Source organism: Antarcticirhabdus aurantiaca, assembly GCF_009765365.1.
In the GTDB taxonomy this organism is placed as follows: Bacteria; Pseudomonadota; Alphaproteobacteria; order Rhizobiales; family Rhizobiaceae; genus Antarcticirhabdus; species Antarcticirhabdus aurantiaca.
In genome coordinates this window covers 23,268-44,417 of sequence record NZ_VTOM01000025.1, presented here as the reverse complement: position 1 = coordinate 44,417, position 21,150 = coordinate 23,268, and the positions used below count along the sequence as shown (strand labels likewise).

The window sequence follows — 21,150 nt, the reverse complement described above, 5'->3', positions numbered from 1 at the left end:
GCCGCAACTCAGCGCGCCGCCGCGTCCCGCTCGTCCTGACGCACCCGCACCCAGCGCCAGAGCGGATCCGCCGAGTCCTCCGCTAGGCCGTCCGGCACTTCGCCGAGGATCTCGGCGGCCGTCGCCGGCACCGATACGCCGAAGCGCGCCGACAGCCAGTCGCGATAGGCCGCGTTCCGCCCCGGTGTGTCCGGCGGCAGGTGGGGCCCGGCGAGGCAGTCGCCGCCGATCTCGTCGTAGCCGATGGCGAGCAGCCGCAGGAAGTCGAGCGGCGTGCCCCCGAGAAGGCAGGTCACGCCGTCCGATCCGAGATGCACGATCCGCTGCTCGCCGGCATCGTCGATCCAGAAGGCCGCGTAGGACCCGTCCCCGCCAGTGCGCGCGAAGGGCACGAGCCGCCTTTCGATGTCCGGCACGACGTCGCCGAACCAGTCCCGCCCGAAATCTCGCGCTTCGCTCTCCGGCGCCCCCCGGAACAGAACTGTCGTGACGACGCCGTCCTGCAACTCGGCCTCGCTTCCGAGAAGCCCGAGCCGGTCGCCCGGATGGCGCTCGCTCGGCATCGTCCAGCCTCTCGCCTCGATCTCCTGGAGCAGCGCCGCAAACTCGCCCGGCATGCCCATTCCCGCCGGCAGGCGCTTATCCATCTCTTGCGCAAAATCCATAGACTCGGCTCCGTCCGGCATCCGTATCCTCCAACACAAGCCTCAACGACCGCCGCGCAAGCCGATGCCGACCTCGTGAGTTGAACCCGGCGGAGGCTCGCGACGTAGCTGCGCCGGCGGCGCAGCCTTCGTTCGCCCGGTTACGGCCCGGCGCCTCAGTTCACCGGCCCCTCCGCTTTGAGGTGGCTCATCGAGCCGCCCGGATGCTCGCCGCGCGATCGCATGAAGGCGACCGTCAGCGCCCAGAGGGCGACGCCGATGGCGAGAAGGACCGCGGCGATGAGGTACTGGATGGGATCGCGGCCGGTCCAGGGTCCGACGAGGAAGCCGCAGGACAGGGCGCCGATCACGGGCAGGAAGGTCGGCGTGCGGAAGTGCTTGTGGGACACCGTGTCCTTGCGCAGCACGAGAACCGCGACGTTGACCACGGTGAAGACGCCGAGGAGGAGCAGCGCCGTGGTTCCGCCGAGCGCCGGCACCTCGCCCACGAAGGTGATGAGGCCGAAGGCGAGCAGCGTCGTGAAGAGGATCGCGATGTGGGGCGTGCGGCGGGCGCGGTTCACCTTGCCGAGCACGCCCGGCAGCACCCGCTCGCGGCTCATGCCGTAGACGAGGCGGCTGGCCATCAGCATGTTGATCAGCGCCGAGTTGGCGACGGCGAACATGGTGATGACGCCGAAGACGCCGATGGGAAAGCCGGGCGCGCCGGCCTCCACGACCTTGAGGAGCGGCGTGTCGCCCTCGCCGAGCTCGGCCGCCGGCACGAGCGTGATGGCGGAGATCGAGACGAGAACGTAGATCAGGCCGGTGATCAGCAGGCCGCCGAGCAGCACCTTCGGGAAGATGCGCACCGGATCCTTGGTTTCCTCGGCCATGTTCACCGAGTCCTCGAAGCCGACCATGGCGAAGAAGGCGAGCGTCGTCGCGGCGATGACGCTCCAGAACATGCCCTTGTCGCCGGCCGGCTCGAAGGTCCAGACGCGGCTGACGTCGCCCTGCCCGCCCATGATCGCCCAGAGCCCGATCCCGATGATGATCAGGAGGCCGGTCAGCTCGACGAGGGTGAGAAGGACGTTGGCCTTCACGCTCTCGCCGACGCCGCGGAAATTGACGATCGCCACCAGCGCCATGAAGCCGAGCGCGGCGAGCGTGACGCCCCAGCCGGCAAGGCCGAGATCGAAGGCGACCGACATGTTGGAGGCGAAGGCGCGGCTCGCGGTGGACGCCGAGGTGATGCCCGAGGCCATCACCGCGAAGGCGATCAGGAAGGTGACGAAGTGGATGCCGAACGCCTTGTGCGTGTAGAGCGCCGCGCCCGCCGCCTTGGGGTACTTGGTGACGAGCTCGAGATAGGAGAAGGCCGTCACCAGCGCGACGGCGAAGGCGACGAGGAAGGGCAGCCAGACGACGCCGCCGACCTCCGCCGCGACCTGTCCCGTCAGCGCGTAGACGCCGGTCCCCAGGATGTCGCCGACGATGAACAGAAGCAGCAGCTTCGGCCCCATCACCCGGTGGAGGTCGCCCTCCTGCGTCCCGCCCGCGGCGGCCCCCGGCCGGCCGGCTTCGTCAACGCTCGCAACCATGCTCGTCCCCTTGCTCGATCGTGGCGAAAACATGTCGCACTTGCCGGAGAAGGGAAGGTTGCTTCGCATCGCCACCGGAGGCTGCAAGCTCACGGCAATGTTCAGGAACTGTTCAGGTGGGGCGCGGTTAGGATGCGTATCCTCGAACTCGTCCGGGAGGACCCCTCATGCGCATCTTGAAGGCATTCGGCGCCAAGAGCCTCGCCGTCGCGCTGGCGCTGTCCATGGCGCCGGTTGCCGTGCCCGCCGGCACGCCGCTGGTCGGCGCGTCCCAAGCCCAGGCTCAGGACTTCTTCGTCGGCGGCCCTCGGCATTGGCGCGGCGATCGCGGCCACTGGCGCGGGGATCGCGGCCGCTGGCGCGACTGGGATCGCCCGCGCTACCATCATCGCGACCGCGGCGACGCGGCGGCGGCGGCGATCGTGGGCGGCATCGTCGGCCTCGGCATCGGGGCGGCCATCGCGAGCCAGCCGCGCTACTACGAGCCGGCCCCCCGCTACTACGAGCGCGCACCGCGCTATTACGAGCGCCGAGTCCACCGGCCGGCCCCGGTCTACCGGGCCGCGCCGCGCTACTACTCCTCGAACGTCCTGCGCCCCTGGTCGCGCGAGTGGTACGACTACTGCTCGGCCCGATACCGCTCCTTCGATCCGCGCTCGGGCACGTTCCAGCCCTATCACGGCCCGCGGCAGTTCTGCCGCTGAGCCGCCTGACGCCGGGCCTCGCCGAAGCCGCTCAGCTCCCGCCGAGCGGCTTCGTCGTCTCCGCCAGCCACGCCGCCGCATCGGGCGCGAGAAGCGGACCGATCTCGTCGCGCACTCGCGCGTGATAGGCGTCGAGCCAGGCGATGTCCTCCGGCGCCATCAGCGAGAGGTCCATGAGGGCGCGGTCGATCGGCGCGAGCGTCAGCGTCTCGAAGGCGTGCATCGGAAGGTCGCCGCCGGGAACCGGCGCGGCCTCCTCCACGAGAACGAGGTTCTCGATCCGGATGCCGTAGGCGCCCTGCCGGTAGTAGCCGGGCTCGTTCGAGCAGATCATGCCGGCTTCCAGAACCGCCATCCCCCGGCGCGAAATCGACTGCGGCCCCTCGTGAACCGCGAGATAGGCGCCGACGCCGTGCCCCGTTCCGTGGGCGTAGTCGCAGCCCGCCTGCCACAGCGCAACCCGTGCGAAGGCGTCGATGTCGATGCCGCGCGTGCCCTTGGGAAAGCGCAGCCGCGTGATCGCGATCATGCCCTTGAGAACGAGCGTGAAGCGCTGGCGCATCTCGGCCGTCGGCTCGCCCACCGCCACGGTCCGGGTGATGTCGGTGGTGCCGTCCTCGTACTGCCCGCCGGAATCCACGAGAAACAGTTCGCCAGCCGCGACCGTCCGGTTGGTGGTCCGGTTGACGCGGTAATGGATGATCGCGCCGTTCGGTCCGGCCCCGGCGATGGTGTCGAAGCTCACGTCCTTGAGCGGCATCTGGGCCGCCTCGCCCGTCTCCACGCGGAAGCGCTCCAGCCTCTCGGCCGCGTCGATCTCCGTGAAAGACCCGGGCGCTTGGATCGACAGCCAGTGGAGAAAGGCCGTGACGGCCGCGCCGTCGCGCCGGTGCGCGGCCCGCGAGCCGGCGATCTCGGCGGCGTTCTTGCGCGCTCGCGGCAGGCGGGCCGGATCGGCGAAGGCAACGACCGTGCCGCCCGCGGCCTCGACCGTCATCCGCAGCCGCTCGGCCGCCAGCGCCGAATCGAGCCCGACGCGGCGGCCCTGCGAAAGCTCGGCGAGTGCCGGCAGAAGGTCGGCGGGCGGCCGGATCTCGGCGAGCTCGTGCAGGACCGCGGCCACCTCGTCGGAGAGCTTGGCGGCGTCGATGAAGAGGCTCGGCCGCCCCTCGGCGGGCAGGATCGCGAAGCCGAGCGGCAGCGGCGTGTGGGCGACGTCCGAGCCGCGGATGTTGAAGGTCCAGGCGATCGAGGACGGGTCGGTCAGCACCGTGAGGTCGATCCGATCCCCGCCTAGCGCGGTGCGAAGCCGCTCGAGCTTGGCCGCGGCCTCCTCGCCCGCGAGGCGGATCGGATGCAGTCGCACCGGCCCGAGGGGCGCCGCCGGCCGGTCCGTCCAGATCGCGTCGACGGGATTGCTCGCGAGCGGAACCAGCCGGCCGCCAGCCGCTTCCAGCGCTTCGGACAGCGCGCGGACCTCGCCCACCGTGTGCAGCCAGGGATCGAAGCCGATCGCGAGCGGCGCGCGGCGCTCGCGCAGGAAGGCCGGGAGCGGCGTCTCGACCGAGCCGACCGGCTCGAAGACGGCGGTGTCGACCTGATCGCGCACCTGAAGCGTGTAGCGGCCGTCGACGAAGATGAAGGCGGCGTCGCTCAGCACCAGCGCCGTCCCGGCCGAGCCGGTGAAGCCCGTCAGCCAGCCGAGACGCGCGGCGCTGTCGGCGATGTACTCGCCCTGGTGCTCGTCGGCGCGCGGCACGATGAAGCCATCGATGCTGGCAGAAGCGAACCCGGCGCGCAACCGGGCGACGCGAGCTGCGCTCTCGGCGTAGTTAGCCGTCACGTCGAAGGTCTGGAACATCGTCGCTTCACTCCTGGCTGTTCGCGGCGGGCACCATAGAGCCGACGACCCTGCCCTGAAAGATGAACGCTTGATGAAGCGAGGGGCGATATTGCATTGCAACATACGGGACGGTTCCATGCGTGTCCCGCATTGGTACAAGGCGGATCGATCAACCATATTGGCTGGCAGGGAGGGTAACTTCGTTTGCCCGGAGCAGCCACAATGACCGACATCGCGATGGCCACCGTGCCCATCCGCAGCCACAGCGTCCTTCGCAGCGCCATGACGCGCGTGATGACCGTGCGCGAGCGCGAAGCTCGCGATTATCTCGCGCGCAGGTTCCCCTCGCTGGAGCGCGATCCCTTCGCCCAGACCCGCGTGCGCCGCGAGTCCTTGTTCGAGGTCGACGCGCCGGCCCGTCCGTAAGGCGCGTCAGCGCGACAGACGAATGGTGACCCAGTCTCCGCGGGTGATGGTCTGCCGGTGCGCGAAGCCGGCATCGACGAAGCTGGCGATGACGGGGCGGCGCTGGCCGACCAGGATTCCTGACAGGATCGCCTCGCCGCCGGAAACGATGTGGCGCGCGAACTGGGGTGCCAGCGCCTGCAGCGGGCGCGCCAGGATATTGGCGACCACGAGATCGAAGGGTGCGGCCTGGCGGATCGCCGGCGCGCCGAAGCCGGCCGCAACGGCCGTGTAGACCAGCCCGCCGACGCCGTTGCGCGCGGCGTTCTCCTGCGCGACGCGCACGGCGACGGGATCGATGTCGGTCGCGAGAACGGGAATGCGGGCGAGCTTGGCGAGGCCGATGGCGAGCACCGCGCTGCCGGTGCCGAGGTCGAGCGCCCGATGCACGCGCCGCCGCCGCACCACCCGCTCGATCATCTCCAAACAGCCCGCCGTCGTCCCGTGATGGCCGGTGCCGAAGGCCTGGCCGGCATCGATCTCGATGGCGAGGTCGTTGGCCAGCACCTTGTCGCGGTCGTGGCTGCCATGGACCAGGAAGCGCCCGGCGCGCACGGGCTTGAGGTCCGCCAGCACCTGCGCCATCCAGTCGACGTCCGTCGGCAGGTCCTCGCGCCAGACCTCCACCGGCTCGCCGCCGGCCTCGCTCGCAGCCCTCGCGAACGCCTCTCGCCGATCCTCGCCCTCCGCCGTTTCCAGATAGGCCGAGACCTCGAAGATCGCGGCAGGCTCGTCGATCTCGACGATGGCGATCGGCGCGCCTTCCTCCTCGTAGACCGCCTCAAGAGCCGCGAAGACCCGCTCCGCCAGGGCGCGCGAGCCCGAGAAGCCGTATCGAACCTGAACCATGCTTTGTCTCCGCCCGCTCAGACGCCGGTCAGCTTGTTGAGCTTGGCCTGCGCCGTTTCCGGGTTCTCGCCGTAGGCGATGGTTCCGGCAAGCGCGCCCTCGGCGTCGAGGAGAAGGGTTGTCGCGGTATGGTCCATGGCGTAGTCCGGCCCCTCGCCGACCTTGGCCGCGTAGATGCCCCAGCCCTTGAGCATCGAGGCTACGGCGGCCGGATCGCCGGTCAGCGCCGTGGCGTCCGGAGCGACGGGCGCGACGTAGGATTTCAGCACCTCCGGCGTGTCGCGCTCGGGATCGACGGTGACCAGAACGATGCGGAAGTCGCCGCCCTTGCCGCGCACGGCCTTCTGGTAGGCGTTGAGCTCGTAGAGCGTCGTCGGGCAGACGTCGGGGCAGTGGGTGAAGCCGAAGAACACGGCGGATGGCTTGCCGCGCAGCGAGGCTTCCGTGACCGTCGCGCCGTTCTGGTCGACGAGCTGGAACGGCGAGCCGAAGCGCGACACGGACGCGCCGTCGTCCGCCGGGCGCAGCAGCCAGAGCGCCGCGGCCGCGCCCGCGAACAGCGCGACCACGACCCAGAGGCCGATGCGGAAGAGCCGCGCGCCGCTCATCGCCTGGCCCCGCAGGCGAGCGGGTTCGGTCGGTCGAGCGGGCGGTGTCGGGTCATCGGAGAGGGCCGGTCGTGCGAGAGGGGGCGCGTCAGAAGCAGGTCGCCCAGGCGCCGCTCGCCAGCGACACCAGGATCGACTCGCCGTAGTGCATCCAGCCGGCCGTCGCCGCCCCGGCGCCGAGCGCGAGGAGCGCGCCGGCGGCGAGACCGAGCAGGGCCGGACGAAAGATTGCCGCGCGGATCATGGCAGCCTTTATAGGAAGGGCGACGAGCGAGCGAAAGGCCCGAAGGCGAGCGGCATGGCAGGGAACGATCACGACGAGGCGACGAGCGCGGCGAAGCCCCGCCGCAGCGCGGACGACGCGCCGGAGCACCTTCGCTACCGCCCCTCGGAGCCCCGCATCCACCCGTCCGCCGAGTGCAAGGAGACGCGGCTCGGCCGCCACTGCGACGTCGGACCGCGCGTGGTGCTGCGCTCCGTCACGGTCGGCGATTATTCGTATTTCGAGCGCGGCGGCGAGGCGACCTATTGCGACGTCGGCCGCTTCTGCTCGATCGCCTCCAACGTGCGCCTCAACGCCCTCGCCCACCCCGTCGAGCGGCTGACGACCCATAAGATCACCTACCGGCCGAACGAGTTCTTCCGCTTCCTCGGCGTCGATGCCGGCTGGCGCGAAGCGCGCATGGCCGCGCGCGTCACGATCGGTCACGACGTCTGGATCGGGCACGGCGCCGTGGTGATGCCGGGCGTCAGCGTCGGCAACGGCGCGGTGATCGGCGCCAACGCTGTGGTGACCAAGGACGTCGCGCCCTACACGGTCGTCGCGGGCGTGCCGGCGCGGCCGTTGCGCCGGCGCTTTTCCGAGGAGACCGCCGCCCGCATCGAGCGGCTCGCCTGGTGGAACTGGCCGCCGGAGGTCCTGTTCGAGGCGGTGCCCGACATGCAGGCGCTCGCCATCGACGACTTCCTCGACCGCTGGGAAGCGCGGGCGCCTCAGTCGTAGGCGTCGAACGCCGCTCGGATCGTCGCGCCGTTGGCACCCTGCGCGACGAGAACCGACAGGAGAAGGCGCGCCTTGTGCGGCGACAGGAGCCCCGCCGGCACGAGGCCGCGGCCGAGGAGGTCGATCTCCGAGCCGGGCGCCCCGTAGGTGCGGCGGAACACCCGCCCCGCAGCGACGCGCGTCGCCAGCACCACGGGAATCCTCTTCGCCGCCTCGCCCAGAGCCTCGGCAAAGGCCGCGGGAACGTGGCCCGCGCCCATGCCCTCGACCACCAGGCCGCCGGCGCCGAGCGCGACAAGCGCCTCCACCGCCGCTCCGTCCTCGCCGATCCCTGGCTTCAGGATCGGCACGCGCGGCATCTCGGCCGGCAGCGGACCGGCGCGCCAGCCGGGCGCCGCCGGCCGCAGCACGATGCGCGCCTCGCCCTCGACCACGTGCCCGAGCGGCCCGAAGCCGGGCGAAACGAAGGCGGAGGCGAGCGCCGTGTGGCCCTTCTCGACGAGGCGCGCGGCATGGATCTCGTCGTTGAGGACGACGAGCGCGCCGAGCCCTTCCGTGCGCGGCGAGGCCGCCGCGGTGACGGCGGCGAGCAGGCTCGCATTGCCGTCGGCCCCCGGCGCCTTGGCGCCGCGCATCGCGCCGGTGACGACGATGGGCCGCGGGTGATCGCCGGCGAGGTCGAAGAGGAAGCTCGTCTCGTCGATCGTGTCGGTGCCCTGCACCACGACGACGCCTGCCGCCCCCTCCTTCAGCGCAGCGTTCGCCATGCCCGACACGCGAGCGAGATCGGCGTAGGAGAGCGTCGAGCCCGGCTTCAGGAAGGGCGTCTCGACCTCGATCCCGGCGATCTCGGCGAGTTCGGGCACCGCGGCCACGAGATCCTCGCCCGTCAGATTCGGCGTGATGCCGGCCCCCGGCGCGCTCGGCGCCATGGTGATCGTGCCTCCCAGAACGATGATCCGCACTCTCGACTTCGCCATTCCGCTCCCCCATCCGCGATGTTGCGACCGGCCCGGCAATAGCGGCGGATGGGCCGCCTCGCAAAGTTGTTAACGCTGAAGCTTCGGTCGCCTGCGAATTTTCTCGCATCCGGCGGTGGCAAACCCCATATGCGATGCGACGCATCCGGGAGAGAGACACCCTTATGAAAACCCGCTCGCGCCTCGCCGCGACCCTCGCCAGCCTGACCCTGGTCTTCAGCCTCGCTGCCGTCGATTACGCCGACGCGCGCCGCGGCGGTGGATTCGGCAGCCGCGGCGGCCGCACCTTCGATGCGCCGCCGGTGACGCGCACGGCCCCGACCGACGCCGCGCCCATCAACCGTTCCGTGACGCAGCCGACCACGGCCGCTCGCCCGGGCGCCACCGGCGCGGCCGCGCAGGCCGGTCAGCGCGGCGGCCTCTTCAACGGTCGCGGCCTCATCGGCGGCCTGATGCTGGGCGGCCTCTTCGGCCTGCTGCTCGGCCAGGGCTTCGGCGGTCTCGGTGGCATGCTGGCGCTCCTGTTCCAGGGTCTCCTCATCGCGCTCGCCGTCTGGCTGCTGCTGCGCTTCTTCCGCAGCCGCTCCGGCGCGGCGCAGGGGCCGCAGCGCGGCGCGCCGGCCTATGCCCATGCGGGCGCCGGTGCGGGCGCGGGCCTCGGCGGCATGCGCATGAACCGGCAGGCCGAGCCGGCGCCCCAGCCGGCGCGCACGGGGCCGATCGGTGGCGGGGCCGGTGCCGCCATGCCGAAGGCGCGCCGCGCGCCGAGCGACGCGGTCGGCATCACCCCTGCCGACTACGACGCCTTCGAGCAGAACCTCCACGCCGTCCAGGCCGCCTTCACCCGCGAGGACTACGACGCGCTGCGCCGGCTGGCGACGCCCGAGGTCATGTCGCACCTCGCCGAGGAGCTTTCGGTGAACGCCACGCGCGGCGTGCGCAACGAGGTCTCGGACGTGCGTCTCCTGCAGGGCGACCTCGCCGAGGCTTGGCGCGAGGGCACGACCGACTACGCGACGGTGGCCATGCGCTACAGTTCGGTGGACGTGCTTCGCGACCGCCAGACCGGCGCGATCGTCGAGGGCACGGAGAGCCCGACCGAAACCGTCGAGATCTGGACCTTCCTGCGCGAGCGCGGCGGCGACTGGAAGCTGTCGGCCATCCAGGACGCCTGATCGCCGACACGCCTCGACGTGATCTGATACGCCGTCCGTCCCGACCGGGGCGGACGGTTTTTTTCGTGGGTCAGAAGCCCTGGCTGCGCGCCACCGCCACGAAGGCGGTGCCCAGAAGCACGACGACGATTCCCGGCAGCCAGAGGCACAGAAGGCCGCAGGCAAGGATCGACAGGCGCTCGGCCCAGGTGCCGGACACGACCACCGGCGCGACGATCGTGGTGATGACAGCCGCTGGGACGGCGTTCAGCGCCGCCTCCAGCCGCGGCGGCAAGGCGCCGATCCGCGCGATTAGGAGGTGGCCGCCGATGCGGGTCAGGTAGGTCAGGAGCCCGCCGCCGAGGATGATCAGCCAGAGGTCGAGGTCAGACACGCTCGCCCTCCCCCGCGATCCCGGCCTCGGACGGCGCGTCCGGCGCCCGGAGCGCGGCGTAGAGGATGCCCCCGAAGGCGCCGATCGTGACGTGCCAGGGCGAGCCGACCGTCACGTAGACGAGCCCGGAGGTGGCGAGGCTCCATAGCACCACCGGCCAGAATTGCGGCCGCGCGCGGAAGCTCATCAGGAAGGTCAGGAAATAGGCCGGCAGGATGAAGTCGAGTGCCAATGCCCGCGTGTCGCCGAGCGCCGAGCCGAACACGGCGCCGGCCAGCGTCGCCACCAGCCAGAAGACGTAGAGCAGCAGGCCGTAGACGAAGTAGTAGCTGCGCGTGAGGACACCCCCGTTCGCCCGCGCCTCCGCCGCGCCGAAGGTCGGATCGGCGAGCAGGAAGAAGGCGGCCGCCTTCTGCGTCGCCGTGAACCGGCTGAGATGGCGCCCGACCGACGCGGAATACAGGACGTGTCGGAAGTTGAGCGCGAAGACCACGAGGACGATCGACCAGACGGGAGCCGACAGGCCGATCATCTGCAGTGCGACGAGCTGCGAGGCGCCGGCATAGACGATGCCGGACAGGCCCAGCGTCTGCGCCATGGTGAGCCCCGAATCGATCGCCACGGTGCCGTAGACGGCGCCGAAGGGCATGATCGCGAGGATGACGGGCACGACGTCGCGCAGGGCGGCGCGCGCTTCAAGCGGATCGATTTTCGGCAAGGGCGCGTCCCGCGCAGAACGGATGGAAGGCTTTGCCTCTAGCCGATCTCGGCGAGCGGGAACACCCGGATTTCCGCAGCCCCCTCGGGTCTGTTCTCGGCGACGACCGCGCGGAAGTCGCCGGCCATGAGCGCGGCGGCGTGCTTGCAGACGGGGCGGAAACGGGCGCTCATGCAGGTGCAGCGCGACCGCCAGCCGGTGGGCTCGCGCGTGAGCACCACGTCGTAGGCCGTGCCGGCGCTGCCCGACACCGTGAAGCGGCGTCGCTCGCCGGGTGCGGCGGGCTTCGGGGTGGCCGCAGCGACGGGCCGCGCGGACGCCGGCCGCAGCTCGGGCCGAAGACCGCCGAGAGCCCGCTCGGCGATGCCCCCGGCGCGCAGCGCAACGACGCCGGTGCGGGCACGGGCGAGCCCGGTTCGCGCGGCGAGGTCGCGGACGCTCGACGCGCCCTCCTCCGCCATGCCCGTCAGCGCGATCGTCGCGCAGGCGAAGGCGTCCTCGCCCGCATGGTGGTGGCGGAAGCTGACGCCGCAGCGGTGCGCCAGCGTCGAGAGCTTGTGGTTGGTCGCGTCCGGCCACAGCCGGCGGCCGAGCGCGACGGTGCAGAGGCTCGCATGCCGCGGCAGCGCCATGCGATAGGCCCGCGCGCTCGCTTCGAGGACGCGCATGTCGAAGGACGCGTTGTGCGCGACGAGGAGCGCGTCGCCCATCGCGGCCACGAAGTCGGCCATGACCGCGTCGAACTCCGGCGCGTCCTCGACATGCTCGGGATGGATGCCGTGGACCCGGATGTTGCCGGCGTCGAAGCGCATCTCGCGCGGGCGGATCAGGTGGTGCTCGCGTCGCACGATGCGGTCGCCCTCGATCCAGGCGAAGCCGACCGCGCAGGCGCTGTCGGGCCGGGCGTTCGCCGTCTCGAAGTCGATCGCGACCGTCCGCATCCGTTCCGTTCCCGTTTTCCGTGCCAGGACCGAGCCTTAGCCGATGGCGGGGCGGAAGGGAATCCGCACCTCAGTTGCCCGGGTTCGGCTTGCGCGGGATCGAGAACGGCGATCGCTGCGGCGCGGCGCCTTCCGCCGGCGTCGCGGCGGACGTGGGCTCCGATGGCTCGGCGGGCGCAGCTGGCGTGGCCGGCGTCGCGGCCGGAGCCGGCTCGCTCGGCTGCGCGGGCGCCGCCTCGGCGGCGGGAGCCGGCGTGGTCGCTGCCGGCGTCTCCGGAACCGGCGACGCCTCGCCCTCGCCCTCCTCCTGCGAAGCGTTGCCGACGTCGATCACGTTGGCCTTGAAGTCGGCCATGATGATCCGCCACCAGTCGATGTCGCCTTCCATGTTCTCGTAGGTGACCGAGCCCGCCAGGTTGATGTCGGTCTCCACGATGGCGTTGCCCTCGTCGTCGACATAGGCGCGGCCGAAGCGCTTGTCGGCGTTCCAGGCATTGACCTGATCGAGGGTCGTCGCGCCGGCCATGTCCCAGGACGCCGTCAGGTTGATAGACTGGCAGGCCTCGTGCTGGTCGTTGCAGCCGTAGAAATAGACCGAGAAGGCGTTGCCCTCGATCCGGCCGCGGATCGCCGGGGTCTCGTCGGCGGCCTTGTCCATGCGGGCGGACCCGAAGCCGCGGATGATCTCCGCGAGCTTCTCTGGGTTGGTCGCGTCGATCAGATCGTCGTCCGCCCGAGCCGCTCCCGACATCGCCAGCGCGACGCCGAGAATCGCTGTTCCTGCAAGCGCCTTGAGGAGCATCGTCGTGGTCCATCCGAGGTTGCCGTCGCGCCGGATCTAGCAGAGGCGGCGGCGCGAGTCATCGAAGCGCCGCAACCATCCCGGTTCAGGCGCCGGCGCGCTCCAGCCAGGTCGCCTCGTCGATGACCTCGACGCCGTACTGCTTGGCCTTGTCGAGCTTGGAGCCCGCGCCGGGGCCGGCGACCACGAGGTTCGTCGAGCGCGACACCGAGCCCGCGACCTTGGCGCCCAGCGCCTCGGCCATGGCCTTCGCCTCGTCCCGCGTCATGCGCTCCAGCGAGCCGGTGAAGACGACGGTCTGGTCCGAGAGCGGCCCGTCGCCCGCCGGCGCCTCGGCCTTCTCGGTCCCGACCTCCGCCAGAAGCGCGTCGACGGCGGCGTTGTTCTTCTCCTCGGCGAAGAAGTCGATCAGCGACTGCGTCGCCGCGGGGCCGATGCCGGCCTCCTTGGCGATCGAATCGAAGGCCGCCCCGCCCGGATGCCGGGCCGCCTCGCGCAGGCGGCGGCCGAGCGCGCCGGGCTCGGAATAGGCCTCCGCGAGAGCCTCGCGCTGGCGGGTGTTGAGCTTGATCGCGGGGTCGGCGAGCGGATCCCAAGCGTCGTCGCCGGCATGGTCGAAGGCGCCTTCGCGCAAGGCCGAGACTGTCGTTTCGCCGATGAAGGAGACGCCCTGAAGCTCGTTCCAGAAGGAGCGCTGCTCCTCGGCCGCCGCGCCCGAGACGGCCTCGCGGAGCGCCGGCATGTCGGGGAAGCGCCGGGCGAGATCCTTGGCTGCCACCTCGCCGACCTGGGGAATGCCGAGGGCGAAGAGGAGGCGGGCGAAGGCGATCTTGCGCCGCGCCTCGATCGCGTCGAGGACGTTCTGCGTCGCCTTGGTGTAGTCGTAGGCCTTGCGCTTGCCGCGCGCCTTGGGCGGCTCGCCGCGGGCGGCGAGGTCCTCGTCCTCCTTGCGCTCGCGCTCCAGGCGCAGCGCCAGCTGGCGCTCCTCGACCACGGGCTTCAGGGTATCGAGGGTCAGGCGGAAGATGTCGGCCGGCTGCTGGATCACGCCGCCGTCGAACAGCGCCTCGACCATGACCTCGCCGAGGCCCTCGATGTCGAAGGCGTTGCGCGACACGAAGTGCTTCAAGCCTTCCTTCGCCTGCGCCGGACAGGTGAGCGCCGCCGTGCAGCGGCGCATGGAATCGGTGCGGCCGGTGCGCGGATTGATGTCGCGAACGGCAAGCGAGCCGCAGACGGGACAGCTGTGCGGGAAGGCGTAGGGCTCGGCCTGCGCCGGGCGCTTGTCGAGGACGACGTCCACCACCTGCGGGATGACGTCGCCGGCGCGCTGGATGACGACGGTGTCGCCGATGCGGATGTCGCAGCCCTCGCGGATCGGCCCTCCATCGGCGTCGCGCCCGGCGATGTAGTCTTCGTTGTGGAGCGTGACGTTCGACACCACGACGCCGCCGACGGTGACCGGCTTCAGCTTGGCGAGCGGGGCGAGCTTGCCGGTGCGCCCGACATTGATCTCGATCGCCTCGACGGTCGTCATCGCCTTCTCGGCCGAGAACTTGTGAGCGATGGCCCAGCGCGGCGAGCGCGACACGAAGCCGAGATCGGCCTGGTAGGAGAGGTCGTCGACCTTGTAGACGACGCCGTCGATGTCGTAGCCGAGGCTGGCACGGCGATCCTCGATGGCGTGGTAGCGCTCGATCAGGCCTTCGACCGTGTCGAAGCGGCCCATCCAGTCGTTGACGGGAAAGCCGAAGCGGCCGATCGCCGCGACGACCTCCGTCTGCGTGTCGCCCGGCAGGTCGCTGGCTCCTCCCCAGGCATAGGCGAAGAAGCGCAAGGGGCGCTTGGCCGTGATCTCCGGGTCCTTCTGGCGCAGCGAGCCGGCGGCGGCGTTGCGCGGATTGGCGAAGACGGGCTTGCCCTCCGCCGCCTGCCGCTCGTTGAGCGCCGCGAAATCGGCATGGGCCATGTAGACCTCGCCGCGCACCTCGAAGATGTCGGGCGCCTCGCCTTTCAGCCGCTCGGGAATGTCGTCGAGGGTCAGCGCGTTGCGCGTCACGTCCTCGCCCACGGTGCCGTCTCCGCGCGTCGCGGCGGTGACGAGCCTCCCCTTCTCGTAGCGCAGCGAGAGCGACAAGCCGTCGATCTTGGGCTCGGCGGTGATCGCCAGCGGATCGGCCTCGCCGAGCTTCAGCATGCGCCGCACGCGCTTCGCCCAGTCCGCGACGTCCTCGTCGGAGAAGGCGTTGTCGAGGGAGAGCATCGGCACGGCGTGCCGCACCTTGGCGAACTTCGCGGACGGGGCGGCGCCAACCTTGGCCGAGGGCGAATCGCTGCGGGCCAGCTCGGGAAAGCGCGCCTCGATCGCCGCGTTGCGCTGGCGAAGCGCATCGTACTCGGCATCGGAAACCGTCGGCGCGTCGTCCTCGTAGTAGCGCTTGTCGTGCCCGGCCATCTCGTCGGCGAGACGGGCGAGCTCCGCCGCCGCCTCGTCCAGGGTCAGATCCTCGATCGCCTTCGAACCGTCCATGGCCCCTGCCCCGTCTGGTGAGATCGACGACCTAGCGCGCCTGGATTAACCGGTCCTTGAGCATCAGCCCGCGCGGATGAGGCGAGCGGCCGCGGCCCGGGCCTCGTCGGTGACGCTCTCGCCGGCCAGCATGCGCGCGATCTCCTCGCGTCGCAGCTCCTCGCCGATGGTGACGACGCGCGTCGACAGGCGCTCGTCGGCGACATCCGCCTGCGCCTTGGAGATCAGGAGGTGCGTCGTCGCGCGGGCCGCCACCTGGGGCGCGTGCGTAACCGAGAGTACCTGGACGCGGGCGGCGAGGCGCGCGAGGCGGCGGCCGATCGCGTCGGCCACGGCGCCGCCGACGCCGGTGTCGATCTCGTCGAAGACGAGGGTCGGCGCCGAGCCCTTGTCGGCGAGCGCGACCTTCAGCGCCAGGAGGAAGCGCGACAGCTCGCCGCCGGAGGCCACCTTCATCATCGGCCCGGCGCGCGTGCCGGGATTGGTGCGGACGTGGAATTCGACCTCGTCGATGCCGCTCGCGGCGCGGCTGTCCGGATCGCTCTCGAAGTTGACGATGAAGGCGGCGCGCTCGAGCTTCATGTCGGGAAGCTCGGCCATGACGGCGGCCTCCAGGTGCTCGGCGGCGTTGCGGCGGCGCTCCGAAAGATCCGCCGCCAGCCTGTCGAAGAGGGCCTGCCGCTCGCCGACGGCCGCCTCGAGCTGGCCGAGGCGCTCGGCGCCGGCATCGAGCTCGGCGAGGTCGCCGATCATCTTGGCGGCGAGCTCCGGCAGCTTGTCGACGGGAACGCCGAACTTGCGGCCCGCTCCGCGCAGGGCGAAGAGCCGCTCCTCGGTCTGCTCCAGCGCGCGCGGATCGAACTCCAGCGTGCGCAGCGCCGCCTGGAGGCCCATCTGCGCATCGGACAGCGCGTCGAGCGCCGCGTCCAGGCGCTCGATCGGCTCGTCCAGGAGGCCCGGCAGCTCGTCCTTCTTGCGCGAGAGGCGCTTGAGGAGGCCCGCGAGCGCCGGGATCGGCGACGCGTTGCCGGCCAATTCCTCGTGCGCGTCGTTGACGTCGGTCGCGATCTTCTCCGAGCGCATCATCACCTGGCGCTTCTCGGCGAGCTCGTCCTCCTCGCCCTCGACGGCCGCGAGCTCGGACAGCTCCTCGACGGAAGCGCGCAGCCAGTCGGCCTCGCGCGCGGCGGCCTCGACCTTGGCGCGGTGGCGCTTCAGCTCGGTTTCGGCCTCGCGCCAGGCGGCGTGGGCGCTCGCGACAGAAGCGGCGAGCCCGGTCAGCCCGGCATACTGGTCGAGCAGCGTCCGGTGGGCGCCCGCGTCGACGAGCGCGCGGTCGTCGTGCTGGCCGTGGATCTCCACCAGCCCGGCACCGACGGCGCGCATCAGGTTCACGCTGGAGGGGCGATCGTTGATGAAGACGCGGGTGCGCCCGTCCGCGCTCTGGATGCGGCGCAGCACGATGTCGCCGTCCTCGTCGAAGCCGTTCTCGGCCAGGATCGCGCGGGCGGGATGGTCGGTGGCGACGTCGAAGACGGCCGTCACCTCGCCTTGGCGTGCGCCGTGGCGCACGAGGTCGCCGTCGCCGCGCCCGCCGAGGGCGAGCGTCAGCGAGTCGAGAAGGATCGACTTGCCCGCGCCCGTCTCGCCGGTCAGCACCGACAGGCCGCCTTCGAGGGCCAGGTCGAGCCGCTCGATGAGGACGATGTCGCGGATCGATAGGTGGATCAGCATCGGTCGGAGGAATGCCTGACTGCAGCGAGAAAGGGAACCGCCATCAGATAAGGCGCCGGGCTCGTCGAATCGACGGGCCGGGCGAACAAGAAGCGGGGTCCCGATCGCCCGGAACCCCGCATATCAAAGCTCTTCGGCGCGGCGCCTCAGGCGCCGGTGATGGCGCGCGAGGCGGAGGCGAACCAGGAGCCGGGTCCGGCCTCGCGCGGGGCGAGGCCCTTGGACTGCAGCAGCGCATAGGAGTCGTGGTACCAGGGCGAATCGGGGAAGTTCTGGCCGAGCACCGAGGCCGAGGCCTGCGCCTCCTGGGTCAGGCCCATGGCGTAGTAGGCCTCCGTCAGGCGGGCGAGCGCCTCCTCGACGTGGCGGGTGTTGGAATACTGGTCGACGACGTTCTTGAAGCGGTTGATCGCGGCGACGTATTCGCGGCGCTCCAGGTAGTAGCGCCCGACCTGCATCTCCTTGCCGGCCAGCTGGTCGCGCGCCATGCGGATCTTGGTGCGCGCGTCCTCGGCATATTCCGACTCGGGATAGCGGTCGATCACCTCCTGCATGGCGGCGGCGGCGCGCGAGGCGGCGCGCTGGTCGCGCGTCACGTCCGGGATCTGGCGCCAGTAGGACAGGCCGATGATGTACTGCGCGTAGGCCGCGTCCTCGGAGCCGGGATAGAGCGACAGGTAGCGCTTGGCCGAGTTCTCGGCGTCCTCGTACTCGCCGGCGCGGTAGCTCGTGAAGGCGCGCATCACCAGCGCCTTGCGGGCCCATTCCGAGTAGGGATGCTGCCGGTCGATCGCCTCGAACTTCTTCGAGGCCTCGCTCAGGCGCCCGCCCTCCAGGTTGGCGAGGCCCTGATTGTAGAGGACGTCGGCCGGCTCGGTCTCGGCGGCGAGGGCCAGCGCGTCGATGTCGTCCCCCGACGACATGCAGCCCGACAGGCCCGCGACCGAGGCGAAGAGGGCGACGGCGACCGCGGCGCGCGCCCCCGCGCGCTTGGCGGCCCGCCCCTTGGCGGTGGTGTGAATCATCTGACGGTTCCCCAAAACCTGTCTTGCCGGCGCGGCGCGGTTTTATCGCGCTCTCCCCTGTCCGCTTCAAGCGGGGGCAACTGGCCTTTTTTATGACTGATTAACCCGCACGTGCCGACTCGGCGGCGGACGCGGGAGGATCAAACGAAAAGCCCGGCATTTCGAGGAAATGCCGGGCTCGATGCTTCGATTTCGGATCAGAGCGTCTGCGGGCTGAAGGCCGGCGCCGCGGCCGCGGCGAGCGGCGCGTGGCGAAGGCCGGCCCGGCGGCGCGGCGCCGGCAGCTCCATCAGCTCGTAGGCGCGCGAGTCGCTCAGGAGCTCGCCGAGCGCCATGGCGTTGATGCGGTGGCCGCCGCGATAGGAGCGATAGCAGCCGATGATGCGGGCCCCGGCCAGGCTCTGGTCGCCCACGGCGTCGAGCGCCTTGTGGCGGACGAACTCGTTCTCGTAGCGCAGGCCGCCCGGATTGATCACGGTCTCGTCGTCGCCGACGACGACCGAGTTCTCGAGCGAGGAGCCGAGCGCGAGGCCGGCGGCCCAGAGGCGCTCGACGTCCTTCATGAAGCCGAAGGTGCGGGCGCGCGACAGCTCGCGGCGGAACAGGTCGGCGTCGAGGTCGAACTCGATGCGCTGGCGGCCGATGGCCTCGGCCTTGAAGTCGATGTCGATCTCGAAGCGGTGTCCCTGGTGCGGCACGTACTCGGCCGAGCCGCCGTTGTGATCGACGCGCACCGACTTCAGGACGCGGATGTAGCGGCGCTTGGTGCCCTGCTCCACGAGGCCGACGGAATCGATGCCGGCGACGAAGGCCGCCGAGCAGCCGTCCATGATCGGGATCTCGCGGCCCTCGATTGAGACGATCGCGTTGTCGACGCCGAGCGCGTAGAGCGCGGCCATCAGGTGCTCGATCGTGGCGACGTGGACGCCGGCGGGATCGCCGATGACGGTGGACAGGTCGGTCGCCGCGACGTTGGCGGACACGGCGCGGATCTCGTGGGCGCGCCCCTGGCCGTCGACGGCGTGGAAGACGATGCCGGTATCGGCGTCGGCGGGATGGATCGAGAGACGCACGGGGACGCCGCTGTGAACGCCGATTCCGTCGAACGAGACGCAGCCGGCCAGCGTGTGCTGATAGATCTTCAAGCTTGGCATTCCTTTCCCGCCAACCCTCACGGACGCAGCGTCACAGCGCGCATCCGCCGGAAAGGACTTCCGAACACGACCTGCAGCCCCCTCCCCAGGAAGACCACGCCTTCGAAAACCCCATAGCAACCATGATCGATCTAACGCGCGAGTGGCCGAAAGGCCAAATCACTCTGTGTTACCCGTTGTTACCGGGACACAGCCGCATTTTACTTAAATTTTTCAACGGTTAAGAACCCGTAACGAAAAGGCCCGCCGCGGTTCGCGACGGGCCTTCGTGTCATTTTTGCAACGGCTGGAGGTCAGTTGGCCTGACGGCGCAGGAAGGCCGGGATCTCGAGCTGATCGTCCTCGCCGACGCGGGTGCCGGAGACCGGACGGGCGGCCGAGTCGGCCTGGGTCCGGCGCGGCGCGTAGGGGTTCGGGTCGACGCCCGTCGCCTTGCCGCGGGGAGCCTCCGGCGCGCGGGGTGCGGTGCGGGCGGCTTCGGCGGCCAGCAGGGACTCTTCTTCCTCGCGGCGCGAGAGGCCGCGGGTCAACCGGCTGAGGAGGCCCATCGGGCCGCGATCCTCGCTGGCCGCCGGGTCGAGAGCGGCGCCGCGGCGCTCGATCTCGGCCTGGACCTGCGGCGGGAAGTCCTCGACGCGCGGCATGCGGGCCTGCGGACGGGCGGGCGCGGCCGCCTTGCCGAAGTCGGCGCTGGCGATCTCGACCTCGAGCGCGGCCGAGAAGTCGTCGTCCATCTGCGGCATGTCGAAGGCGGCCTCGGCAGGCGACTGGCGCATGGCCGGAGCGGGCTGGGTCGCCGGCATGGTCATGCGCGGAGCCTCGACGGCCTCGCGGGCGACGTGCTGCATCGGCGCGGGGGCCGGCTGCGGCGCGTGGCGGACCGGCTGCTGGACCGGCGCCTCGACGCGGGCGTGGACCGGTGCCGAGACTTCGCCGAACATCTTGTCGATGCCGGTGGCGACGACCGACACGCGGATGACGCCTTCGAGGTTCTCGTCGAAGGTCGCGCCCAGGATGATGTTGGCGTCCTGGTCGACCTCCTCGCGGATGCGGGTCGCCGCCTCGTCAACCTCGAAGAGGGTGAGATCGCGCCCGCCGGTGATCGAGATGAGGAGGCCCTTGGCGCCCTTCATCGAGGTCTCGTCGAGGAGCGGGTTGGCGATGGCGGCCTCGGCGGCGGCCATGGCGCGGCCCTCGCCGGACGCCTCGCCCGTGCCCATCATGGCCTTGCCCATCTCGCGCATCACCGACCGGACGTCGGCGAAGTCGAGGTTGATCAGGCCTTCCTTGACCATGAGGTCGGTGATGCAGGCGACGCCCGAATAGAGCACCTGGTCGGCCATGCCGAAGGCGTCTGCGAAGGTCGTCTTGTCGTTCGCGATCCGGAACAGGTTCTGGTTCGGGATGACGATCAGCGTGTCGACGTTCTTCTGCAGCTCCTCGATGCCCTGCTCGGCGATACGCAGGCGACGCTGACCCTCGAAGTGGAAGGGCTTCGTCACGACGCCGACGGTCAGGATGCCCTTTTCGCGCGCCGCGCGGGCGACGACGGGGGCCGCGCCCGTGCCGGTGCCGCCGCCCATGCCGGCGGTGACGAAGCACATGTGCGAGCCGAGGAGGTGATCGCAGATCTCGTCGATCGACTCCTCGGCGGCCGCGCGGCCGACCTCGGGCTGCGAGCCGGCGCCGAGACCCTCGGTGACGGCGACGCCCATCTGGATGATGCGCTCGGCGCGCGAGGAGCGAAGCGCCTGCGCGTCGGTGTTGGCGATCACGAACTCGACGCCTTCGAGACCGGCGTTGATCATGTTGTTGACGGCGTTGCAGCCGCCGCCGCCGACGCCGAACACGGTGATCCGGGGCTTGAGTTCGGTGATGTCCGGCCTGCGAAGGGAGATGCTCATGCCATTGTCCTTTTCATGTCTCGGGCCGTCTCGCCGCGCCGGCCTTGTCCTTTGGTCTCGTCGAAAAGGCGCGCGGCGCGCACCGGAACTCCTC

General features: G+C 70.8%; 20 protein-coding genes. 4 read left to right on the top strand and 16 right to left on the bottom strand.

The features are described 5' to 3' along the window. Window positions 1-8 precede the first annotated feature (8 nt). Together FZN60_RS23685 and FZN60_RS23680 are read right to left on the bottom strand one after the other, a co-directional pair. Window positions 9-665: a hypothetical protein gene (locus tag FZN60_RS23685; RefSeq protein ID WP_158875988.1), complete on the bottom strand. Its 657-nt coding sequence runs from the start codon at window positions 663-665 to the stop codon at window positions 9-11. A 155-nt stretch (window positions 666-820) separates the two neighbouring features. After that, a complete protein-coding gene (locus tag FZN60_RS23680; protein WP_246727117.1) occupies window positions 821-2,248 on the bottom strand; it encodes an APC family permease in 1,428 nt (475 codons plus the stop codon). A gap of 167 nt (window positions 2,249-2,415) precedes the next feature. Between FZN60_RS23680 and FZN60_RS23675 the strand changes: the two genes are divergently transcribed. Continuing rightward, window positions 2,416-2,952 carry a BA14K family protein gene (locus FZN60_RS23675; protein WP_246727116.1) on the top strand — a complete coding sequence of 179 codons (537 nt, stop codon included), beginning with the start codon at window positions 2,416-2,418 and terminating at the stop codon, window positions 2,950-2,952. A 31-nt stretch (window positions 2,953-2,983) separates the two neighbouring features. Here the strand turns inward: FZN60_RS23675 and FZN60_RS23670 are convergent, their stop codons facing one another. Beyond that, a complete protein-coding gene (locus FZN60_RS23670) occupies window positions 2,984-4,813 on the bottom strand; it encodes an aminopeptidase P family protein (protein ID WP_158875987.1) in 1,830 nt (609 codons plus the stop codon). Window positions 4,814-5,017: 204 nt separating this feature from the next. On the opposite strand from FZN60_RS23670, the gene FZN60_RS23665 reads away from it, so the two are divergent. After that, the gene (locus FZN60_RS23665; protein ID WP_158875986.1) at window positions 5,018-5,221 is read left to right on the top strand and encodes a hypothetical protein; all 204 of its coding nucleotides are present in this window, start codon (window positions 5,018-5,020) and stop codon (window positions 5,219-5,221) included. Between the two features lie 6 nt (window positions 5,222-5,227). Here the strand turns inward: FZN60_RS23665 and FZN60_RS23660 are convergent, their stop codons facing one another. The 3 genes from FZN60_RS23660 to FZN60_RS23650 form a co-directional block, all read right to left on the bottom strand. Continuing rightward, window positions 5,228-6,109 carry a 50S ribosomal protein L11 methyltransferase gene (locus tag FZN60_RS23660; protein WP_158875985.1) on the bottom strand — a complete coding sequence of 294 codons (882 nt, stop codon included), beginning with the start codon at window positions 6,107-6,109 and terminating at the stop codon, window positions 5,228-5,230. Window positions 6,110-6,126: 17 nt separating this feature from the next. Beyond that, a complete protein-coding gene (locus tag FZN60_RS23655; RefSeq protein WP_158875984.1) occupies window positions 6,127-6,717 on the bottom strand; it encodes an SCO family protein in 591 nt (196 codons plus the stop codon). An 88-nt stretch (window positions 6,718-6,805) separates the two neighbouring features. Then, a complete protein-coding gene (locus FZN60_RS23650; RefSeq protein ID WP_158875983.1) occupies window positions 6,806-6,961 on the bottom strand; it encodes a hypothetical protein in 156 nt (51 codons plus the stop codon). 54 nt (window positions 6,962-7,015) lie between these two features. Here FZN60_RS23650 and FZN60_RS23645 point away from each other — a divergent pair, with 54 nt between their 5' ends. Continuing rightward, window positions 7,016-7,720, top strand: coding sequence for a DapH/DapD/GlmU-related protein (locus FZN60_RS23645; protein ID WP_158875982.1), 705 nt, complete (start codon window positions 7,016-7,018; stop codon window positions 7,718-7,720). Here the strand turns inward: FZN60_RS23645 and FZN60_RS23640 are convergent. After that, window positions 7,711-8,700 carry an asparaginase gene (locus tag FZN60_RS23640; RefSeq protein WP_158875981.1) on the bottom strand — a complete coding sequence of 330 codons (990 nt, stop codon included), beginning with the start codon at window positions 8,698-8,700 and terminating at the stop codon, window positions 7,711-7,713. The genes FZN60_RS23645 and FZN60_RS23640 overlap by 10 nt on opposite strands. Window positions 8,701-8,864: 164 nt before the next feature. Here FZN60_RS23640 and FZN60_RS23635 point away from each other — a divergent pair, with 164 nt between their 5' ends. Beyond that, complete coding sequence (locus tag FZN60_RS23635; protein ID WP_158875980.1) at window positions 8,865-9,875, top strand: Tim44 domain-containing protein; 1,011 nt, start codon at window positions 8,865-8,867, stop codon at window positions 9,873-9,875. A 70-nt stretch (window positions 9,876-9,945) separates the two neighbouring features. Here FZN60_RS23635 and FZN60_RS23630 read toward each other — a convergent pair whose 3' ends face one another. The 9 genes from FZN60_RS23630 to ftsZ form a co-directional block, all read right to left on the bottom strand. After that, window positions 9,946-10,248, bottom strand: coding sequence for an AzlD family protein (locus tag FZN60_RS23630; RefSeq protein ID WP_158875979.1), 303 nt, complete (start codon window positions 10,246-10,248; stop codon window positions 9,946-9,948). After that, window positions 10,241-10,966: an AzlC family ABC transporter permease gene (locus FZN60_RS23625; RefSeq protein WP_246727115.1), complete on the bottom strand. Its 726-nt coding sequence runs from the start codon at window positions 10,964-10,966 to the stop codon at window positions 10,241-10,243. The genes FZN60_RS23630 and FZN60_RS23625 overlap by 8 nt, the downstream gene beginning before the upstream one ends. A gap of 38 nt (window positions 10,967-11,004) precedes the next feature. Next, entirely contained in the window at window positions 11,005-11,907 is a 903-nt protein-coding gene (locus FZN60_RS23620) for a 3'-5' exonuclease (RefSeq protein WP_158875978.1), read from the bottom strand. A 70-nt stretch (window positions 11,908-11,977) separates the two neighbouring features. Beyond that, entirely contained in the window at window positions 11,978-12,709 is a 732-nt protein-coding gene (locus FZN60_RS23615; protein ID WP_158875977.1) for a YbjN domain-containing protein, read from the bottom strand. An 85-nt stretch (window positions 12,710-12,794) separates the two neighbouring features. Continuing rightward, complete coding sequence (gene ligA, locus FZN60_RS23610; protein WP_158875976.1) at window positions 12,795-15,239, bottom strand: NAD-dependent DNA ligase LigA; 2,445 nt, start codon at window positions 15,237-15,239, stop codon at window positions 12,795-12,797. A 63-nt stretch (window positions 15,240-15,302) separates the two neighbouring features. Beyond that, window positions 15,303-16,973: a DNA repair protein RecN gene (gene recN, locus FZN60_RS23605; protein ID WP_158875975.1), complete on the bottom strand. Its 1,671-nt coding sequence runs from the start codon at window positions 16,971-16,973 to the stop codon at window positions 15,303-15,305. A 146-nt stretch (window positions 16,974-17,119) separates the two neighbouring features. Beyond that, window positions 17,120-17,998: an outer membrane protein assembly factor BamD gene (locus FZN60_RS23600; protein WP_158875974.1), complete on the bottom strand. Its 879-nt coding sequence runs from the start codon at window positions 17,996-17,998 to the stop codon at window positions 17,120-17,122. 197 nt (window positions 17,999-18,195) lie between these two features. Then, window positions 18,196-19,152: a UDP-3-O-acyl-N-acetylglucosamine deacetylase gene (lpxC, locus tag FZN60_RS23595; protein WP_158875973.1), complete on the bottom strand. Its 957-nt coding sequence runs from the start codon at window positions 19,150-19,152 to the stop codon at window positions 18,196-18,198. Between the two features lie 293 nt (window positions 19,153-19,445). After that, window positions 19,446-21,056, bottom strand: coding sequence for a cell division protein FtsZ (ftsZ, locus tag FZN60_RS23590; RefSeq protein ID WP_158875972.1), 1,611 nt, complete (start codon window positions 21,054-21,056; stop codon window positions 19,446-19,448). Window positions 21,057-21,150: the final 94 nt, after the last annotated feature.

What these genes read in the sequence shown, in the direction of transcription:
- FZN60_RS23650 (WP_158875983.1), bottom strand. Translation starts at nt 6,961, where the DNA reads ATGATCCGCGCGGCAATCTTTCGTCCGGCCCTGCTCGGTCTCGCCGCC.
- ligA (WP_158875976.1), bottom strand. Translation starts at nt 15,239, where the DNA reads ATGGACGGTTCGAAGGCGATCGAGGATCTGACCCTGGACGAGGCGGCG.
- FZN60_RS23620 (WP_158875978.1), bottom strand. Translation starts at nt 11,907, where the DNA reads ATGCGGACGGTCGCGATCGACTTCGAGACGGCGAACGCCCGGCCCGAC.
- ftsZ (WP_158875972.1), bottom strand. Translation starts at nt 21,056, where the DNA reads ATGAGCATCTCCCTTCGCAGGCCGGACATCACCGAACTCAAGCCCCGG.
- FZN60_RS23670 (WP_158875987.1), bottom strand. Translation starts at nt 4,813, where the DNA reads ATGTTCCAGACCTTCGACGTGACGGCTAACTACGCCGAGAGCGCAGCT.
- FZN60_RS23645 (WP_158875982.1), top strand. Translation starts at nt 7,016, where the DNA reads ATGGCAGGGAACGATCACGACGAGGCGACGAGCGCGGCGAAGCCCCGC.
- recN (WP_158875975.1), bottom strand. Translation starts at nt 16,973, where the DNA reads ATGCTGATCCACCTATCGATCCGCGACATCGTCCTCATCGAGCGGCTC.
- FZN60_RS23615 (WP_158875977.1), bottom strand. Translation starts at nt 12,709, where the DNA reads ATGCTCCTCAAGGCGCTTGCAGGAACAGCGATTCTCGGCGTCGCGCTG.
- FZN60_RS23665 (WP_158875986.1), top strand. Translation starts at nt 5,018, where the DNA reads ATGACCGACATCGCGATGGCCACCGTGCCCATCCGCAGCCACAGCGTC.
- FZN60_RS23635 (WP_158875980.1), top strand. Translation starts at nt 8,865, where the DNA reads ATGAAAACCCGCTCGCGCCTCGCCGCGACCCTCGCCAGCCTGACCCTG.
- FZN60_RS23685 (WP_158875988.1), bottom strand. Translation starts at nt 665, where the DNA reads ATGGATTTTGCGCAAGAGATGGATAAGCGCCTGCCGGCGGGAATGGGC.
- FZN60_RS23680 (WP_246727117.1), bottom strand. Translation starts at nt 2,248, where the DNA reads ATGGTTGCGAGCGTTGACGAAGCCGGCCGGCCGGGGGCCGCCGCGGGC.
- FZN60_RS23600 (WP_158875974.1), bottom strand. Translation starts at nt 17,998, where the DNA reads ATGATTCACACCACCGCCAAGGGGCGGGCCGCCAAGCGCGCGGGGGCG.
- FZN60_RS23660 (WP_158875985.1), bottom strand. Translation starts at nt 6,109, where the DNA reads ATGGTTCAGGTTCGATACGGCTTCTCGGGCTCGCGCGCCCTGGCGGAG.
- lpxC (WP_158875973.1), bottom strand. Translation starts at nt 19,152, where the DNA reads ATGCCAAGCTTGAAGATCTATCAGCACACGCTGGCCGGCTGCGTCTCG.
- FZN60_RS23675 (WP_246727116.1), top strand. Translation starts at nt 2,416, where the DNA reads ATGCGCATCTTGAAGGCATTCGGCGCCAAGAGCCTCGCCGTCGCGCTG.
- FZN60_RS23655 (WP_158875984.1), bottom strand. Translation starts at nt 6,717, where the DNA reads ATGAGCGGCGCGCGGCTCTTCCGCATCGGCCTCTGGGTCGTGGTCGCG.
- FZN60_RS23640 (WP_158875981.1), bottom strand. Translation starts at nt 8,700, where the DNA reads ATGGCGAAGTCGAGAGTGCGGATCATCGTTCTGGGAGGCACGATCACC.